Source organism: Actinoplanes sp. M2I2 (genome assembly GCF_023544445.1).
GTDB lineage: Bacteria > Actinomycetota > Actinomycetes > Mycobacteriales > Micromonosporaceae > Actinoplanes.
Genome location: NZ_JALPVJ010000003.1, coordinates 104,575 through 122,546, shown reverse-complemented (window position 1 = coordinate 122,546; position 17,972 = coordinate 104,575). Strand labels below are relative to the sequence as shown.

Annotated in this window: 16 protein-coding genes; 8 read left to right on the top strand and 8 right to left on the bottom strand. The window is 72.3% G+C overall.

Annotation, left to right across the window (positions count from 1 at the left end; all coding sequences use genetic code 11):
* Window positions 1-755: 755 nt before the first annotated feature.
* A complete protein-coding gene (locus HJC40_RS07895) occupies window positions 756-1,913 on the bottom strand; it encodes a homogentisate 1,2-dioxygenase (RefSeq protein WP_249999653.1) in 1,158 nt (385 codons plus the stop codon).
* Between the two features lie 77 nt (window positions 1,914-1,990).
* Here HJC40_RS07895 and HJC40_RS07890 point away from each other — a divergent pair, with 77 nt between their 5' ends.
* The 4 genes from HJC40_RS07890 to HJC40_RS07875 are packed head-to-tail and all read left to right on the top strand — an operon-like array spanning window position 1,991 to window position 5,519.
* Complete coding sequence (locus HJC40_RS07890; protein WP_249999651.1) at window positions 1,991-2,833, top strand: hypothetical protein; 843 nt, start codon at window positions 1,991-1,993, stop codon at window positions 2,831-2,833.
* The gene (locus HJC40_RS07885) at window positions 2,830-3,927 is read left to right on the top strand and encodes a fumarylacetoacetate hydrolase family protein (RefSeq protein ID WP_249999649.1); all 1,098 of its coding nucleotides are present in this window, start codon (window positions 2,830-2,832) and stop codon (window positions 3,925-3,927) included. The genes HJC40_RS07890 and HJC40_RS07885 overlap by 4 nt, the downstream gene beginning before the upstream one ends.
* A 33-nt stretch (window positions 3,928-3,960) precedes the next feature.
* On the top strand, window positions 3,961-4,419 hold the full coding sequence (locus HJC40_RS07880; protein ID WP_249999647.1) for an SRPBCC family protein: 459 nt from the start codon (window positions 3,961-3,963) through the stop codon (window positions 4,417-4,419).
* Between the two features lie 14 nt (window positions 4,420-4,433).
* Window positions 4,434-5,519, top strand: coding sequence for a PQQ-binding-like beta-propeller repeat protein (locus HJC40_RS07875; protein WP_249999644.1), 1,086 nt, complete (start codon window positions 4,434-4,436; stop codon window positions 5,517-5,519).
* On the opposite strand, the gene HJC40_RS07870 is transcribed toward HJC40_RS07875, so the two are convergent.
* The gene (locus HJC40_RS07870; RefSeq protein WP_249999641.1) at window positions 5,503-6,816 is read right to left on the bottom strand and encodes an aspartate aminotransferase family protein; all 1,314 of its coding nucleotides are present in this window, start codon (window positions 6,814-6,816) and stop codon (window positions 5,503-5,505) included. The two genes, HJC40_RS07875 and HJC40_RS07870, sit on opposite strands and share 17 nt — an antisense overlap.
* Window positions 6,817-6,890: 74 nt before the next feature.
* On the opposite strand from HJC40_RS07870, the gene HJC40_RS07865 reads away from it, so the two are divergent.
* Window positions 6,891-7,775, top strand: coding sequence for a LysR family transcriptional regulator (locus tag HJC40_RS07865; protein ID WP_249999638.1), 885 nt, complete (start codon window positions 6,891-6,893; stop codon window positions 7,773-7,775).
* 4 nt (window positions 7,776-7,779) lie between these two features.
* Here the strand turns inward: HJC40_RS07865 and HJC40_RS07860 are convergent, their stop codons facing one another.
* Window positions 7,780-8,892, bottom strand: coding sequence for an ROK family protein (locus HJC40_RS07860; protein ID WP_249999636.1), 1,113 nt, complete (start codon window positions 8,890-8,892; stop codon window positions 7,780-7,782).
* A gap of 46 nt (window positions 8,893-8,938) precedes the next feature.
* On the opposite strand from HJC40_RS07860, the gene HJC40_RS07855 reads away from it, so the two are divergent.
* Window positions 8,939-10,156: an MFS transporter gene (locus HJC40_RS07855; protein ID WP_249999634.1), complete on the top strand. Its 1,218-nt coding sequence runs from the start codon at window positions 8,939-8,941 to the stop codon at window positions 10,154-10,156.
* Here HJC40_RS07855 and hisC read toward each other — a convergent pair.
* The 4 genes from hisC to hppD are packed head-to-tail and all read right to left on the bottom strand — an operon-like array spanning window position 10,153 to window position 14,094.
* Entirely contained in the window at window positions 10,153-11,235 is a 1,083-nt protein-coding gene (hisC, locus tag HJC40_RS07850) for a histidinol-phosphate transaminase (RefSeq protein WP_249999632.1), read from the bottom strand. The genes HJC40_RS07855 and hisC overlap by 4 nt on opposite strands.
* Window positions 11,236-11,244: 9 nt before the next feature.
* Window positions 11,245-12,345: an RDD family protein gene (locus HJC40_RS07845; protein WP_249999630.1), complete on the bottom strand. Its 1,101-nt coding sequence runs from the start codon at window positions 12,343-12,345 to the stop codon at window positions 11,245-11,247.
* Window positions 12,342-12,929 carry an RDD family protein gene (locus HJC40_RS07840; RefSeq protein ID WP_249999628.1) on the bottom strand — a complete coding sequence of 196 codons (588 nt, stop codon included), beginning with the start codon at window positions 12,927-12,929 and terminating at the stop codon, window positions 12,342-12,344. The genes HJC40_RS07845 and HJC40_RS07840 overlap by 4 nt, the downstream gene beginning before the upstream one ends.
* A 10-nt stretch (window positions 12,930-12,939) precedes the next feature.
* The gene (hppD, locus tag HJC40_RS07835) at window positions 12,940-14,094 is read right to left on the bottom strand and encodes a 4-hydroxyphenylpyruvate dioxygenase (RefSeq protein WP_249999626.1); all 1,155 of its coding nucleotides are present in this window, start codon (window positions 14,092-14,094) and stop codon (window positions 12,940-12,942) included.
* Window positions 14,095-14,301: 207 nt separating this feature from the next.
* On the opposite strand from hppD, the gene HJC40_RS07830 reads away from it, so the two are divergent.
* Together HJC40_RS07830 and HJC40_RS07825 are read left to right on the top strand one after the other, a co-directional pair.
* On the top strand, window positions 14,302-15,606 hold the full coding sequence (locus HJC40_RS07830; protein WP_249999624.1) for a PQQ-binding-like beta-propeller repeat protein: 1,305 nt from the start codon (window positions 14,302-14,304) through the stop codon (window positions 15,604-15,606).
* 70 nt (window positions 15,607-15,676) lie between these two features.
* Window positions 15,677-17,335: a fumarate hydratase gene (locus tag HJC40_RS07825; protein ID WP_249999621.1), complete on the top strand. Its 1,659-nt coding sequence runs from the start codon at window positions 15,677-15,679 to the stop codon at window positions 17,333-17,335.
* Between the two features lie 22 nt (window positions 17,336-17,357).
* Here the strand turns inward: HJC40_RS07825 and HJC40_RS07820 are convergent, their stop codons facing one another.
* A complete protein-coding gene (locus HJC40_RS07820) occupies window positions 17,358-17,870 on the bottom strand; it encodes a hypothetical protein (RefSeq protein WP_249999619.1) in 513 nt (170 codons plus the stop codon).
* Window positions 17,871-17,972: the final 102 nt, after the last annotated feature.

Genomic DNA, 17,972 nt, shown 5'->3' with positions numbered 1-17,972 from the left:
GGGGGGGTGCTCCCCGGGGGTCTAAACTAATTGTGGGGGTGTTTTGGCCCCCCCCCGGCCCCACCCTTGCGGGGGAGTCTGCGGCGGCTTTGGCGATGGTTGGCGGCTGGTGGGTGCCTGGTGGGGGTGGGCGGTCACCTGGCGGGAAGGGGGCTGGCTGCCGCGCTGTGGTCACCGGGCGGGATTCGGTGGGGGCGGGCGGGCCTTTGTGTGGGTTGCGCGAGCGCACCGTGCCGGTTGCGGTCAGTAAGTCACGGTTGGGTGGGTTTCTGGGGTGGTGTGGGGCGGGCTGGGTGGTGAGGATTCGGTGGGTGGTGGTAACTGAATGCTTGGGGCGGCTTACTAGGTGTTGCAGCCTGCTGATGTCATCACTCAGCCGGGGCGGGCGTGGCGCGTGCAGTTTTGGGTCGAGCTCAGTTGGCGTGGGGGTGGAGGTTTGTCTGGCTGTGGCGGTTGATCGACTGTGGACCTTGCAGTTCTTTACAGGGTGGGCCCTGGCTTGGGGGATCTCCGGGCGACGGCAGCCCTGGCTCATCGTGAGGTGAGGGAAGCCGCAACCGGGGTTTGGTTGCGGCTTCCCTCAGCTTGCGATTCGCTACGGCAGCCGCCGCCCGGAGATCCCCCAAGCCCGCAACCGCAACCATCGCCAGGGAGATCTCCAGCGATGGCCGGGGTTTGGGGCAGAGCCCCAAGGTCTTCGGCACAGAGAGCGAAGCTGGACGCCCGAATCGCGAAGACCCGGCCGCTCTCGTTCGCTAGCGGTTCCAGGTCCAGGCGTACGCGGTGTCCTCGACGGCGATGGCGGCCTCGCACAGGTCGAGTGGGCGGAACGTGTCGACCATGACTGCCAGCTCGTCGAAGGCTTCGAGGCCGAGCGCGCGTTCGACGGCGCCGGGCTGGGGGCCATGCGTGAAGCCCGACGGGTGCAGCGAGATGGAACCCTGCTCGATGCCCGAGCCGCGACGGGCCTCGTAGTTGCCGCCGGTGTAGAACATCATCTCGTCCGAGTCGACGTTGTGGTGGTTGTACGGGACCGGGATGGCCAGCGGGTGGTAGTCCACCTTGCGGGGCACGAATGAGCAGATCACGAAATTCGGACCCTCGAAGGTCTGGTGTACCGGTGGGGGCTGGTGCACGCGCCCGGTGATCGGCTCGAAGTCGTGGATCGAGAACGCCCACGGGTAGAGGCAGCCGTCCCAGCCGACCACGTCGAACGGGTGCTGGGCGTACACGTGCCGGGTCCACCCCGCACGGTGCTTGACCAGCACTTCGACGTCCGTTTCGTCGACCGTCAGGGGCTCGGAGGGGCCGCGCAGGTCGCGCTCGCAGTAGGGCGCGTGCTCCAGGAACTGGCCGCGCACCGAGAGGTAGCGCTTGGGCGGTCCGATGTGACCGGTCGCCTCGATCGTCAGGAGCCGGGCCGGGCCGTCGAGCGGCACGATCCGGTGAACCACCGAGGTCGGGATGATCACGTAGTCGCCCGGGCCGGCCTCGAGCGCGCCGAAGCTGGTCTCGACGACGACGCGGCCGTCCTCGACGTAGAGGCACTCGTCGCCGACGGCGTCGCGGTAGAGCGGGGACGGCCGGTCGGCGACCACGTAGCCGATGCGGACGTCGTCGTTGGCCAGCAGCGCCCGGCGGCCGAGCACGGCGTCGGCCGGGCCGGCGTCGAGCTTGTGCGTGCGCAGGTGGCGGGGCTTGAGCGGGTGGTTGGCCGACCGGGTGAGCGCGGGCGACTCGTACGCCTCGGCCGACACGATCGCCGTGGGCGGGTAGCGGTGATAGAGCAGCGACGAGTCGGACGAGAAGCCTTCCTGACCCATCAACTCCTCGGAATAGAGGCCACCATCGGGACGCCGGAACTGCGTGTGCCGCTTGTGGGGCACCTCGCCGACGCTGCGGTAAAAAGGCATCGTTGCCACTCACCTTAGAGATCCGACATTTCGGACGTGGTTGTCCGCTTCTCGAAGCGTCCATTAGGTTCGGATTCGTGTCAACGCTGGTTCCTCCGCTCTTCGCCGGGCTGGTGGACGACGCGTCTCTGCTGCCGCCGAGCCCCATCGGCGTCCCCGAGGCCGTCGCCAAGCACGACGAGCACCGCGCAGGTTGGTTCGCCGGGCTGCTCGGTCCCTTGCTCATGCCCGCCTCGCTGATCGGCGCCGATCTGCGGACCCGTGACCTGCCCGTCGCGCTGGTCGGCGATGTCAGCCTGAGCGCGCTGCCGATCGCGGTGGACAAGCTGCGGGCGGCCGGTGGGCAGGTGCTGCACATCGAGGCCGCGGTGGCCCGCCGCGGGGAGGATCCGCAGCCCGGGCTGGCCGCTCTGCGCGCGTTCGCCGGGCAGGCCGACGAGCTGGTGTACGCCGAGATCCCGCTGAGCTGGGGCCTGCTGGGCGCGCTGGACACGGTCGTCGACGCCCGGGCCGCCGGCCTGCTGCTGGCGCCCAAGTTCCGGGTCGGGGGGCTCGCGGCCGAGCTGTTCCCCACGCCGGTGGAGCTGGCCGCGGTGCTCTGCGCCTGTCGTGATCGGCAACTGCCGTTCCGGCTGGCCGCGGGTCTGCGCCACGCCATCCGGCACACCGATCCGGAGACCGGCTTCACCCACCACGGCTTCCTCAACGTACTCACCGCGGCGATCAGCGCCCACGACGGCGGCGAGGTCGCCGAGGTGGCCGAGGTGCTGGCCGCAACCCATCCCGTGCCGCTGGTCGAGGCGTGCCGGGCCCGGCGGGGCGAGCCGCGGCCCCTGTTCGTGGGCTTCGGGGCGGTCGGCGTCGTCGAGCCGCTGACCGAGCTGGTCCGCCTCGGCCTGGTCAACGGCGGGTACGAGTGAGCGGCTTCGGTCCGCGGCATCTGCCGTACGGGGTGTTCAGCCGGCCCGGTGGTGAGCGGCGCGTCGGCGTACGGCTGTGGTCGTCGGTCGTCGACCTGTCGGTGCTCGGCGGGTTGCTGGCCACGGGGTCGCTCAACCCGCTGATGGCCGCCGGCCGTCGGGAGTGGACGGCCGCGCGCGAGGCCGTGGCCGGGCTCGTGGCGTCCGAGCCGCCGCTCATCCCGTTGCGGGACGTGACCCTGCACCTGCCGTTCGAGGTGGCCGACTACACCGACTTCTACTCGTCCGAGCACCACGCCCGGAACGTGTCGGAGATCCTGCGCCCCGACTCGCCCGGCTTGTCGCCGCAGTGGAAGCACCTGCCGATCGGCTATCACGGGCGGTCGGCGACCGTGGTCGTCTCGGGCACGCCGATCCAGCGGCCCAGCGGTCAGCTGGCCGAGGGGGTCTTCGGGCCGACCCGGCGGCTCGACGTCGAGGCCGAGGTCGGTTTCGTGGTCGGCCGGCCGGGCCGGCGGATCGCCACGACCGCGTTCGCCGAGCACGTCTTCGGTGTCGTGCTGGTCAACGACTGGTCGGCTCGCGACCTGCAGGCCTGGGAGTACCGTCCGCTCGGCCCGTTCCTGGCCAAGTCGTTCGCCACCACGGTCTCGCCGTGGGTGACCCCGATCGACACGCTGGCCACCGTGGCGGGCGTCGCGCAGGAACCCGAGCCGCTCGACTACCTGCGGCCGGCCGGGCCCGCCTTCGACCTGCGGCTGGCCGTCGAGTGGAACGACACCCTGGTCAGCCGCCCGCCGTTCGCCTCGATGTACTGGACCGCGGCCCAGCAACTGGCCCACCTGACCAGCAACGGCGCCGCGGTGCGGACCGGCGATCTGTACGCGTCGGGCACCGTGTCGGGCCCGGCCCGTGACGAGGTCGGCTCGTTCCTGGAGCTCACTCGCAACGGCGCCGAGCCGGTCACGTTGAGCGACGGCACCTCGCGCGGCTACCTGGAGAACGGCGACTGGGTGCGGATCGGCGCGACGGCCCGTTCGGCCGGGGGCGAAGAGATCACGCTGGGCTCGGTTTCGGGCACCATCGTCGCCTGACAAGTGTCGTACGGTGTACGCGGGGGTGACGCTATGTCGACGGTTGTGGTGACCCGCTTGATCGACGCGCCGATCGCGGCGGTCTGGCAGGTGTTCACCGATCTGAGCCGGCGCCGTGAGTGGCTCACCGCCGTCACCCGGGTCGAGGTGCGCAGCCACGGGCCGTTCGGCGCGGGCACGGTGTGGCGCGAGACCCGGGGCATGGCCGACGGCGGCGAGGTCACCGAGGAGTTCCGGGTGCGCGAGTGCGAGGTGCCCGAGAGATTCGTGGTCACCTCGCCCGGCATCGGCGCCGACTACCGCATGACATATTCGTTCGTGCCGGTCATGTCCGGACGGCACCGCGGCGGCACGATGGTGACCGTGAAGCAGGACGGCTCCGCGACCGCGCCGGCCGGGCGGATCCTCGCGCTGATCTTCGGTGGTCTGGCCGCCGAGACCGCCGAGGGGGCCCTGCGCCGCGACCTCGACGATCTGGCCGCGGTCGCCTGACATAGGCTGCCCGGGTGTCCCGGGTGCTGCTGCGTTCGCTGGTGGCGCTCGTGCTGATCGCCGCGGCCGGTCTGATCGCCTGGCGGGTGCTGGCCCCGGCCGAGGTTCTGTCGCCGGCCGCTTCGGGCTATCCGGCCCCCGCCGGCCTCGGCCCGCGAGTCACCGGGCGCACCAATCAGGCGCCGCTGATCGTCGACGAGCGGATCCGGGTCTACGCGGGCAAGCGGCAGGTGCGCGCCGACGGGCCGGTCGACGCCAAGAGCGTGAACACCGCGCGGTGGTCGCTGCGGCGCTGGCCGGAGCAGGTTTCGGGCGTGGTCGCGGCCGGGTCCACGGTGGTGAGCCGGTGGTCGGACGGTGAGCTGATCGCGGTCGACGGGCGTACCGGCGAGCGAGTGTGGCGGGTCGGCACGTCGCTGCCGGCGCCGGCGTTCGCGGGGCATCGCACCGGGGCCTCCGCGGTCTGGGCGCCGCCCGGGTTGCACGTGGCCGACGGGGCTGTACTGGTCGCCGGGGGTGGGCGGCTGGCCGCGTACGAGGTGGCGAGCGGGGTGCGCCGGTGGGTGGCGGACGTGCCGGCGGGCTGCCGGGACGGGTTCACCACGGTCGGCGGACAGTATTTCTGCGCCACGGGCGGTTACTCGATGTCGACCGGGGCCGCCCTCACTCCGTACCCGGTCGGGCCGTTCCAGCCGGTGGCCTGTGCGGTCGCCCCGTCGGGCTGCGCGGGTCTGCGGGACAAGGACGGGCGGGGTTATCTGGCCGGGGGCGAGGCGCTGCGGCGCTCCCCGGAGCTGGACGAGGCGGGCACCACCGTGGTCGGCGGCGAGGTCGTGAGCGTGCCGGCCGGCGTCCAGGTGCTCGGGGTCTCCCGCGACCGGCTGGTGGTGCTCACCGCCGGCCGGCACCTCCGCGTGCTGCCCACCGGGGCGGAGTTTCCGCTGGCCGTGGGCACCGAGAAGCTGACCTGGAAGCCGGGGCTGTGGCAGGTCACCGACGACTATGTGGCGATCGAGCGCCTGACCGGGGACGGGCCGGCCGACCCGGAGGCGCCCGGGCACTACTTCACCGTCGACACCGTGATCATCGCGGCGGTCTGAACCGGGGCGACACGTCGCCGATCGCCTGATCCAGGATCTCCAGGCCCAGGTCCAGCTCGGCGATGGAGGACGTCAGCGAGGGCGCGATCCGGAAGACCCCGCCCATGCCCGGCAGCTGGACGACGTTCATGTGCAGGCCGAGCTCCAGGCAGCGCCGGGTGACCGCCGCGCCCAGCTCGTCCGACGGCTCCTTGGTCTCCCGGTCGAGCACCAGCTCGAGCCCGACCAGCAGGCCGCGCCCGCGCACGTCCCCGATGACGGCATGGTTCTCGCCGAGCGCCGTCAGACCCTTCCGCAGGTACGCCCCCAGCTCCGTCGCACGGTCGTCCAGGCGCTCGGCCTGCAGGACGTCGAGGACCGTGTTGCCGACCGCGGCCACCAGCGGGTCGGAGACGTGCGTGGTGAAGAACAGGAACCCGCGGTCGTGCGCGGTCTGCTCGATCTCGGGAGTGGTCACCACGGCGGCCAGCGGCAGACCGGCGCCCAGCGTCTTGCTCAGCGTCAGGATGTCCGGGGTGACGCCGTCGCGCTGGAACGCGTACCAGTCGCCGGTCCGGCACAGACCGGTCTGGGCCTCGTCGAGGATCAGCAGTCCGCCGCGTTCGTGGCACTTGTCGCGCAGGGCGGCCAGGTATCCGGGCGGCAGATCGAGCACGCCGCCGGAGCTGAGGATCGGCTCGACGATGCAGGCCGCGAGGCTGCCCACCGACTGCGCGTCGAACAGGTCGAACGAGAAGTCGAGCTGCTTGCGCCAGTCCAGTTCGCCGTTCGCGTCGGTGAAATCGGGCCGGTACGCGTTCGGGGTGGGGATCGCGAAGTTTCCCGGCGCAGCCGGCCCGTACCCCTTGCGCCCGGAACTGTAGGTGGCATTGGCCGCGGCCTGGGTCATGCCGTGCCACGAGCGGGCGAACGAGACGATCTCGTGCCCGCCGGTGACCAGCTTGGCCATCCGGATCGCCGCCTCGTTGGACTCGGCCCCGGTGGTCAGCAGCAGGACCTTGCTCAGCGGCTCGGGCAGCGACTCGGCGAGCCGCCGGGCCAGCTCGACCACCGGCCGGCTCAGCATGCCGCTGAACAGGTGGTCGAGCGTGGCCACCTGGCGCTGCACGGTGGCCACCACGGCCGGGTGCGAGTGCCCGAGGATGGCGCTCATCTGCCCCGACGTGAAGTCGAGCAGGCGGCGGCCGTCGGCGGTGTGGACGAAGCTGCCCTCGGCGCGCTCGATGATCTCGGGGACGAACTGTCCCGCGCCGGAGTAGCGGACGAGGTGACGCTCGGCGTCGGACCAGAACTCCATGGATCGAAGCTAAGGGCGGTGCAGCGTCGGGTCCATCTCAGCTTTCCGTTGCTGCTGTTAAGTAAAGTCGCACAGTGACGCTCAATCCGTGGCGCCTGCGCCTGCTGCTCGACCTGTCGACGTACGGAACGGTCCGCGCGGTGGCCCAGCGCGGCAACCACAGCCCGTCGGCCGTCTCCCAGCAGCTGGCCACGCTGGAGCGGGAAACCGGTACGGCCCTGCTCGAACGCAACGGGCGCCGGGTGCGGCTCACCGCCGCCGGGGTGCTGCTGGCCGGCCGGGCCCGCGAGATCCTGGCTGCCATGGACGCGGCCGAGGCGTCGCTGCGGGGCCTGGCCGAGGAGCCGGCCGGGACGGTGACGCTGGGCGCCTTCCAGAGCGCGCTGCCGGCGCTGGCCGAGCCCGCGGTCACGGTGCTGGCCGCGCGCCACCCGGACGTCACCGTCGTGCTGCTCGAGCTGGAGCCGCACCAGAGCATGCCGGCCCTGCGCCGCGGCGACGTGGACGTCATCATCACGACGACCGACTTCGCCGGGGCCGAGCTCGACCCGGCGATCGACCTGGTGCCGCTGGCCGAGGACGAGATCGTCCTGCTGCTGCCCGAGGGGCATCCGCTGGCCGTCGCCGAGCGGGTCGCCATCGGAGCCTGCGCGGATCAGCGGTGGACGTTCGACGTGGCCGGGTCCTACATGTCCGAGCTGGCCACGCGCCTGTGCCGGGAGGCGGGCTTCGAGCCGTCGGTGATCGCCCGGTTCAACAACTACATGCTGACGCTGCGGCACGTGGAGGCCGGCCGGTCGATCGCCCTGCTGCCCAGCCTGGCGGTGGACCCGCGCTACCCCGTGGTGACGCGCCCGCTCAGCCCCGCGGTGACCCGGCGCATCATCGCGGCCGCCCGCCGCCCGTCCACGCCACGTCCGGAGATCACGGCGGTGCTGGCGGCGCTGCGCGACCGATGACCCGTCAGCCCAGGCGGCCCAGCAGCGCCGACCAGGCCGCCTCGGCGGCGCCGGCGATCGGGCCGTCGGCGCCCAGCGCGGCCGGCACCAGCGGTGGCGGGGACTCGCGGCGCAGCGCCATCAGCCCGGCGCGGTAGGCGGCCTCGACCTCGGCCGGGGCGGCGGCCAGCAGGTCGGCGCCGAGGCCGCCCAGCGTGACCAGGTCGGCGTCGAGACCGTTCACGAGTCCGGCGGTGCCCCGGCCGAGAGCCGTGGCGACGGCCCGGACGGCGGCCCGCTCGGCGGCGCCGGACGAGGCGATGACCGTACGGGCGTAGGCCACCGGGTCGGGCGGAACGGGATGGCCGAGGTGGCGGGCCAGCGCGGTGCCGTCGACGGTTGTGCCCCAGCATCCGCGGGCGCCGCAGGGGCAGAGCACAGCGGGGTCGCCGAACGGCATGTGGCCGAACTCGCCCGAGGCCCCGTGCGCGCCGATCACCAGCCGGCCCTGGTCGACCACCGCGCCGCCCAGGCCGTACTCGATCAGCAGGTGCAGGGCGACCGAGGCGCCGGCTGCGGCGCCCCGGGCCGACTCGGCGGTGGCGGCCAGGCTGGCGTCGTTGCCGGCGACCAGCAGCGGACCGTCCGGCCACAGCCCGCGCAGGTCGACGTCGAGCCAGCCCGAGATGGTGGCGTCCAGCCTCAGGTCGGCGGTGACCGGGCCGGGCACCGAGACACCGACTGCGCGCACGCGCTCGGCGTACGTCTCCCGTACGGCGGCGGCCCCCTCGGCGACTCCCGCGGCCACCTCGGCCCAGGTGGCGCCCGAGTGAGCGCCGGACACCGAACTGAGGGCCCGGCCGCCCAGCTCGACCACGTCGACCCGCCAGGTCCGGTGGGTGATCGCCACCGCGGCCACGACCGGGCCGCCGGGATGCGCCACCAGCGCTGTCGTCGGACGGCCGCGGGCGCCGCTGCGGGCCGCCGGCGCCTCGGCCAGCAGGGACGCCCCGGTCAGCCGGACGACCAGCTCGGTCGTCGCCCCGGTGCCGATGCCGAGCAGGCGCGCGGCGTCGGCGCGGGTGACACCGGGCCGGGCGTGGACCACCCGGAGCAGCTCGGTCGAGCGCGTCGTCACAGGCCGTTCCCTTCTTTTACTCTGACACAGAGCTTATTCTGCCGAGGTGACACTGAACCGCCCCGCTCTGGCCGTCCTCGGCGCCTCCTCGTTCTTCTACGTCACCGCGGAGACCCTCCCGGTCGGCCTCCTGCCCGAGATCTCGCAGGGTCTCGGGGTGGCCGAGTCCGACATCGGCCTGCTGCTCACCAGCTACGCCGTCGTGGCCGCGGTCAGCACGATCCCGCTGACCGCGCTGACCATGCGGGTCCCGCGCCACCTGCTGCTCGCGATCACGATGGTCATCTTCGTCGTGTCCCAGGCGGCGGCCACCTTCGCACCGACCTTCCTCGTCCTGGTCCTGGCCCGGCTGATCTGCGCGCTGGCCCACGGCGTCTTCTGGTCGGTCATCGGGCCGGTCACCGCGCGCCTGGCGCCGCCGGGACAGGCCGGCCGGGCCACCGGGCTGGTCTTCGTCGGCAACTCGCTGGCGATCGTGCTGGGCGTGCCGCTGGGCACCGCGCTGGGTCAGTGGCTCGGCTGGCGGGTGGCGATCGGCGCGATGGTCGTCGGCGGGGCGATCTGTGTGTTCGGGCTGATGCGGGTGCTGCCCGACCTGCCGCCGCGCCCGCACGACCGGGAAGCGCGACCGGCCGCTCAGCTGCGGGCCGCGATCGCCGTCGGGCGGGATCGACAGGTGCTGCTGCTCTGCCTGATCACCGCGGTGCTGGTGATCGGGCACTTCTCGGCGTACACCTACATCGCGCCGCTCGTGCGCCGCGACGCCGGGCTGGAGGGGGCCGGGCTGAGCGTGCTGCTGCTCGGGTACGGCTTCATCGGGCTGATCACCAACTACGCGGTCGGCCGCTACGTCGACCGGCGGCCCGGCACGATGCTGGTCGGTCTGCTCGCCGTGCTGGCCGTCTCGGTCGCGCTGCTCGCGCCGGTGCTGGGCCTCGTGCCGACCGTGATCGTGACCCTGTTCTGGGGCGGGGCCTTCACAGCGATCCCGGTGCTGCTGGCCGCCGCGCCGCTGCGGATCGCCCCACGAGCCCGCGACGCCGCGTCGGCCCTCTACGTCGTCGCGTTCCAGATCGGGATCGGCGGCGGGGCGTTCCTCGGCGAGCGTCTGGTGCGGACCGGCCACCTGGGCGTGCTGCCGGTGGTGACGGCGAGCCTGGCGGTCCTCGCGATCGTCCTGATCGTGACGATCGGCCGGCGGGCCTTCCCCGCCCGCCTGAGCGAGGAAGACCACCACCGGACCGAGGCGCAGCTGATCGGCTAGCTTTTCAGGGCCACTTCGGCGGCGCCGAGGAACACGTCGTTCTCCTCGGGGGTGCCGATCGTGACCCGGACGCCGTCGCCCTGGAACGGCCGGACGATGACGCCGCGGGACTCGCAGACCTGGCCGAACGCCGCCGCGCCGTCGCCCAGCGGCAGCCAGACGAAGTTGGCCTGGCTGGTCGGCACGTCCAGGCCGAACCCGCGCAGCGCCCCGGTCACCCGCTCGCGCTCCTCGACCACCAGCGCGCAGCGGCGGCGGACCTCCGGCTCCTGGGCCAGGGCGGCGAGCGCCGCGGCCTGGGCCACGAGGCTGGTCGAGAACGGGGTCAGCACCTTGCGGATGGCCGCCGTCACCTCGGGCTGCGCCACCAGATAACCCATCCGCAAGCCGGCCAGACCCCACGCCTTGCTCATCGTGCGCAGCACGAGAACGTTGTGCCGGTCACCGTAGGTCTCCAGCCCGTCCGGCACCTCCGGGTCGGTCACCAGCTCCCGGTACGCCTCGTCGAGCACGATCAGCACGTCGGACGGCACCGACGCGATGAACCGGTCGAGCTCCGCCTTGCGCACGCTCGTGCCGGTGGGGTTGTTGGGATTGCAGACGATCACCAGCCTGGTCCGCTCGGTGATCGCAGCGGCCATCGCGTCGAGGTCGTGCCCGTGCCCGTCGGTGTTCGGCACCCGCACGCTGCTCGCGCCGGCCCCGGCCGAGATGATCGGGTACGCCTCGAACGACCGCCACGAGTAGACGATCTCGTCGCCCGGCAGGCAGGTCGCCTTGACCAGGGTCTCGGCCAGCGCGACCGACCCGCAGCCGGTCACGATGCGCTCGGCGGGCACCCCGAGTCGCTCGGCCAGCGCGTCCCGCAGCGCCACCGAGCCCATGTCGGGGTAGCGGTGCGAGTGGAGCATGGCGTCGGTGACCGCCTCGATCACGCCGGGCAGGGGACCGTACGGAACCTCGTTGCTGGCCAGCTTGATCGCCTCGGCGATGCCGAGCTCGCGGGTCAGGTCGGCGAGGTTGCGGCCGGGGACGTAGGCGGGCAGGCCGTCCAGGTCGGAGCGGGTCAGACGGGTCATCGTGCGTCCTTAGGGTGTGTGCGTGGTGCCACCGCCGCCGCCGGTGGTGGCGTCGACGGGCTGGCGGTCGTCCGGGGGCAGCGCGATCACGACCGTGCGCGCCGTCTTGTCGTGGAACGCCTGCCGGAGTTGCTGGTCGAAGACCGGCGAGATGCAGTCGATCAGCTGCAGGACGAAGCCGATGCCGGCGCAGCCCCAGGCCGGGGTCCACAGGCCGAGGCGGGCCCAGCGGCCGAAGGCGCGCCCGAAACCGAGCGGTTCGGTGTTCTCGACCGCGACGACCTTGATGCGCATGATCCGCTTGCCCAGCGTCTGACCGCTGCTGCTGATCGCGGGCGCCTCGTAGAGCAACCACAGCAGGGTGGCGATGATCAGCATGGCCCAGAGCAGGCCGTCCATGCGGCCCGAGGCCTGTACGTCCCACGCGCTGCCGCCGTTGGCCATCTCGTCGATGGTCGCGCGGTACATCGGCGCGAACTCCCGGGCCCACTGATAGGCGAACCAGCCGTTGACGACCACGTTGAGCAGCAGCACCGCGAGGATGTCGAGGAGGCGGGCGATCAGGCGCGGGCCCAGGCCGGCCAGGGCGAAGCCGTGCGGGCGGGCCTGCACGGCCGGGTACAGGCCGGCGCGCATGCCGGGCGGCATCTGCTGCCACCCGGGCGGCGGCTGCCATCCCGGTGGAGGCTGCCAGCCGGGCGGGGGCTGCGATCCGGGTGGGGGCTGGGTAGCCGGCGGCGGCTGCCACCCGGCCGGCGGCTGCGTGCCCGGCGGCGGTTGCCAGCCGGGGGGAGGCTGCGTGCCCGGCGGTGGTTGCCAGCCCTGCGGCGGCGCTTGCCAGCCCGGGGGCGGTTGCCAGCCGGGCGGCGGGGCCGGCTGGGGACCCCAGCCCGGCGGGGGCGCGGGCTGAGCCTGCGGTGGGGTCTGGGCGGCCGGGGTGGCCGGCGCCGTCTCGGGAGCGGGCAGCGCCTCCTCCTCGGCCGGGGGCGGGCCGTCCGGCGGCACGGCGTCGGCCGGGATGGCCTTCCCGAGCCACCCCTCCCCGTCCCAGTAACGCTGGGTATCGGGGTCGGCGGGGTCCTTGTACCAACCGGCGGGCAGCGAGCTCATGGAGAAACCTTAACGACCACGGTCCGGGCGACTTTGTCGTGCAGGGTCTGCTGGTACGGCTTGTCGCGCAGTTGCCACAGTCCGTCGACGAAGCTGAAGAACGGCACGAGCAATCCACCGACGTACTCGACGAGGTAGCGCCTGGCCGCCATGCCCCGGGTCAGCGTGCGGCCGGGGTCGAGCGGCACGACGCGGATCTTCATGGCCTTCTTGCCCAGGGTCTGCCCGGTGCGGTGCATGAACTCGACCACGTACAGGTAGTAGATCAGGAGCAGCAGGAGGAACAGGCCGGCCTCGGCCAGCAACAGGGGCAGGAAGAATCCGTCGAGGTCGCCGAAGGGCTCGGTGGCGTACGGATCCACGTCGGGCAGCCGCAGGAACACCACGACGAAGACCGGCAGGGCCACGGCGAAGCCCACCGCGGACAGCAGCGCGCCGTCGATCATGTAGGCCAGCAGCCGCTGCGCGAAGTCGGCCAGCGGCACCCCGGCCGGGCTGACCGGCACCGGCGGAGGCGGGGGAGGCAGGTAGGCGGGCGCCGCCGGATAGCCCGGCGGCGGCCCGTACCCGGGTGGTTGGGTCACGCGACCAGTGTCACAGATTGCCGCGCAGTTCCTGCTCCCGCTCGATCGCCTCGAACAGGGCCTTGAAGTTGCCCTTGCCGAAGCCGAGGGAGCCGTGCCGCTCGATCAGCTCGAAGAAGACCGTCGGGCGGTCCTGCACCGGCGCGGTGAAAATCTGCAGCAGGTAGCCGTCCTCGTCCCGGTCGACCAGGATCTTGCGGCTCTGCAGCTCCTCGATCGGCACCCGGACCTGGCCGATCCGGGCCCGCAGCTCGGGGTCCTCGTAGTAAGAGTCCGGCGTGTCCAGGAACTGGACGCCGGCCGCGCGCATCGCGTCGACGCTGGCGATGATGTCGTTGGTGGCGACGGCGATGTGCTGGGCGCCCGGGCCGCCGTAGAACTCGAGGTACTCGTCGATCTGCGACTTGCGCTGCGAGACGGCCGGCTCGTTGAGCGGGAACTTGACCTTGCGAGTGCCGTCCGCGACGACCTTGGACATCAGCGCGGAGTAGTCGGTGGCGATGTCGTCGCCGATGAACTCGGCCATGTTCGTGAAGCCCATGACGCGGCGGTAGAACTCCACCCACTCGTCCATCCGGCCCAGTTCGACGTTGCCGACCACGTGGTCGACGGCCTGGAAGAAGCGCTTGGGCTGCAGGCCGGCGTCGATGGCGGGCTGCCGGTCGACGATCGGCGCGCGCGACACGAAGCCGGGCAGGAAGGGGCCGGCGTACCGGGAGCGGTCGACCAGCGAGTGCACGGTGTCCCCGTACGTCGCGATGGCCGCCATCCGGACGAGGCCGTGCTCGTCCTCGAGGTCGTGCGGCTCGGTCACGCCGCGGGCGCCGGCCGCGACCGCGTGCGCGTACGCCTTGTCGACGTCCGGGACCTCGATCGCGATGTCCTGGATGCCGTCGCCGTGCCGGGTCACGTGGTCGGCGCCGGGCGCCCCCGCGTGCACCGCGCCGGTCACGACGAACCGGGCGCCCCCGCTGACCAGAACGTATTCGGCCTGGTCGCGGTAGCCCTGCTCGGGCCCCCGGTAGGCCACACAGGTCATGCCGAACGCCGTGGAGTAGTAGTGGGCGGCCTGCTTGGCGTTGCCCACGAGGAACCTGAGGTGGTCGACGCCCTTGACCGGGAAGACGTCGTCGGTGCGGGTCCCGTGTGCCATCGTCTGCGTCATTGACTGAGGTTGTCGCAGGTCACAGGCCGATTCAACAGTTGTTCACGGGACTGCGCAGGGTGCCCGGTCGGGTCCGGGCGAGGCGGCCCGGTGGGTGCAAGTTGCACAATCGGCCCGGCCTCCTGTCCGTTATATCCGGCAAATCATATCGACACGGGCGAATCAAGATCCATCGTTCGGGGGATCGACGTGGTTAGCGTGTCGCGCATGGCGTCCGGTGGCAGCCCCTGGAAGGGGTACGCGCTGGTCGCCATCGTGATCGTGATCGTGCTGGCCACGACCGGCGTGTGGAACCCGTGGCCGCAGGTCTGGGCCTGGGTCAACACCAGCGAGCCGATCGCCGGTGGCGCGGCCCGCTGGCAGCAGCGCATCGGCGGCAGCCCGCAGAGCGTCTCGGTGGCCGGCGACGCGGTTGTCGTCGAATACCGCACCTCGATCGAGGCCTACGGCCTCACCGCCGGGGTCAAGCTCTGGGACAGCGACGCCGACTGGGCCGCGGTCTCGGGCAGCGGCAACGACGCGGTGGTGGCCACCGGGCGGCTGCTGACCAAGGGATACCAGGTGCTCGACCCGCGCAGCGGGGCCGTGCTGCGGGCCGACACCGAGGCCACCGCCGTCTGGACCTATCGCGACGCGCTCCTCGACCTGCACTGCGCCAAGGGCAGCGAATGTCAGCTCACGGCCTGGGCCCCGCGCGGCGCCAAGCCGCTCTGGACCGTCGACACGGGCGGGATCGGCTTCGTGCTCAACGCGGCCAACCCCGACCTGCCGGACACCCGCCCGCTCACCGCCGACCGGGTCGACGACGACGTGGCCCGGCCGCGGCTGCTGCCGAGCCTGATCGGGCTGCCCGACGACGGGAAGGTCCGCGTGATCGACACCGCCACGGGCCGGGTCGTGCAGGCCGCCGAGCCCCGGCCCGACCAGCGCGTGGCGATCGCCGGCGGCCGGGTGCTCACGGTGACCGGCACGGCTCAGGACGGCACCTGCTACTACGACGTGGTGGCGACCGACCCGCCGTCGACCGCGGCGGTCTGGCGGCGGGAGGGGCTCAACCTGCGTACGGCCGACAACGGCTCCGACTGCCAGCAGGAACACGACCCGGCCGGCGGCGAGGACGTGGTGCTCGGGGTCGACCCGACCGGGCGGCCGGAGCTGCTGGCCGCGCACGACGGCCGGCTGTTGTGGCGCGGCGCGCGGGGCGAGGCGGTGCTCGCGGTCAACGACAGCCATGCCGTGATCCGCAGCGCCGACGGGCGCACGCTGCGCGGCTACGGCTTCAGCCGGGGACGGGTCACCTGGTCGCGGGCGGTCGGCGAGGGCGGGGCGGCGGCGCTCACCCCCTCCGCCGCGGTGATCACGAGCCGCGCGCCCGACCGTGTCGTGGCGGTCGTCCCCGGCACCGGCCGCGTGCTGGCCGACCTGCGGACGGACGCCAAGGTCTTCGCGGCCGGGCCGGGCGGTCTGATCGCCGTCTCCGGGCGCGAGATGGCGTACATCGCGTTCCGTTGACCGAACTGGTATGCGCGCGGAGGTGGAGCGGTTCGCCGAGGCGCCGGGGCTTTGTCTAGGCTTGCCGCTCATGAGCAGAGGCGCCGCATTCTCGTACTCGCCGCTGTTGCCCATCGGCGACGACCTGACCGAGTACCGACTGGTCACCGACGAAGGCGTCGACGTCGTGCACGGTCCGGGCGGCCGCCGGTTCCTCACCGTCGAGCCGGCCGTGATGACCCAGCTCACGGCCGAGGCGATGCACGACATCGCGCACTACCTGCGCCCGGCCCACCTGGCTCAGCTGCGCGCGATCATCGACGACCCCAAGGCGTCGCCGAACGACCGGTTCGTGGCCATCGACCTGCTGCGCAACGCCAACATCGCGGCCGGCGGGGTGCTCCCGATGTGCCAGGACACCGGCACCGCGATCGTGATGGGCAAGCGCGGGCGGCACGTGCTCACCGACGGCACCGACGAGGAAGCCATCGCGGAGGGCGTCTACCAGGCCTACACCCGGCTCAACCTGCGCTATTCGCAGCTCGCGCCGCTCACCATGTGGGACGAGCGCAACACCGGGTCGAACCTGCCGGCCCAGATCGAGCTCTACGCCGAGGACCCGGGCGGCGCCCCCGACGCGTACAAGTTCCTGTTCATGGCCAAGGGCGGCGGCTCGGCCAACAAGTCGTACCTCTACCAGGAGACCAAGGCGCTGCTGAACCCGGCGCGGATGATGGAGTTCCTGGACGAGAAGCTCCGGTTGATCGGCACGTCGGCCTGCCCGCCGTACCACCTGGCCGTGGTCATCGGCGGCACCAGCGCGGAGTACGCGCTCAAGACGGCCAAGCTGGCCAGCGCCAAGTACCTGGACAACCTGCCCCGGCACGGCACGATGTCGGCCCACGGCTTCCGCGACGTCGAGCTCGAGGCGGCCGTGCTCGAACTGACCCGCGACTTCGGCATCGGCGCCCAGTTCGGCGGCCGGTACTTCTGCCACGACGTCCGGGTCGTCCGGCTGCCCCGGCACGGCGCGTCCTGCCCGGTCGCGATCGCCGTCTCGTGCTCGGCCGACCGCCAGGCGCTGGCCAAGATCACCCCGTCCGGCGTCTGGCTGGAGCGTCTCGAGACCGACCCGGCCCGCTTCCTGCCCGAGGTCGATCTGGGCGCCGAGCCGGTGGTCAAGGTCGACCTCAACCGCCCGATGGCCGAGATCCGCGAGGAGCTCTCGAAGTACCCGGTGAAGACCCGGCTCTCGCTGACCGGCCCGCTGGTGGTGGCCCGCGACATCGCCCACGCCAAGATCGCCGAGCGGCTGGACGCGGGCGAGCCCATGCCGCAGTACCTGCGCGACCACGCCGTCTACTACGCCGGCCCGGCCAAGACCCCCGAGGGCTATGCCTCCGGCTCGTTCGGCCCGACCACGGCCGGTCGCATGGACTCGTACGTCGAGCGTTTCCAGGCCGCCGGCGGCTCCCTGGTCATGCTGGCCAAGGGCAACCGCTCGGGCCAGGTCACCCAGGCCTGCAACACGTACGGCGGCTTCTATCTGGGCTCGATCGGCGGCCCCGCGGCCCGGCTGGCCCAGGACTGCATCCGCCACGTCGAGGTGCTCGAATACCCCGAGCTCGGCATGGAGGCGGTCTGGAAGATCGAGGTGGAGGACTTCCCCGCCTTCATCGTCGTCGACGACAAGGGCAACGACTTCTTCGCCGAGGTGACGAAGCCCGTCCTCTCGATCGGCCGGCGGTGACCGCCTCGCCCGGCCGGGCCGGTCAGGCGGCGCAGTATCCCGCGACCGGGCTCAGCCACTCCTTGAACTGACCCTCGATCGTCGAGTTCAGCACCTTGAGGGTCGTCGCCTTCTTGATGTACGCCTTGTTGACCGCGCTCGCGTCGACCTTCGCGGCCGAGGTGAGGCCGGCCGCCTTGAACTCGGGGTTCTGCGCCGCCGAGGTCTCCTTGCGGATCTTGACGGCGACGCCCTTGAGCTCGGCCACGGCCGCGGTCTCGGCCTTCTTGGCCTCGGCGGTCTGCTTCGCCTCGCGGTACGTGATGAGCTTGCCCATCGCGGCGCCGAAGTCGCGCAGTTCACCCGAGTAGAGGGTCTCGAGCTTGCCGCAGACCAGCTTGGTGTTCGCCGTGTAGTCGGGCGGGGCCGGGCTGCTCGGAGCGGTGCTCGCCGGGGTCGCCTCGGGGGCGGCCTCGGGGCTCTTCGCGTCGCTGTCGCAGGCGGCGCCGGTCAGCAGGAGGCTGCCGGCCAGCACGGCCAGGAGGGCGCGTCGCATGGGGTGATCCTGTTCGGTCGGGGACGGGGGCACGCCAGCCGACGTTACGTTCCGCCCGCCACATCGTCCAACCGACGGTGATCACCGAGACACGGGCAGCCC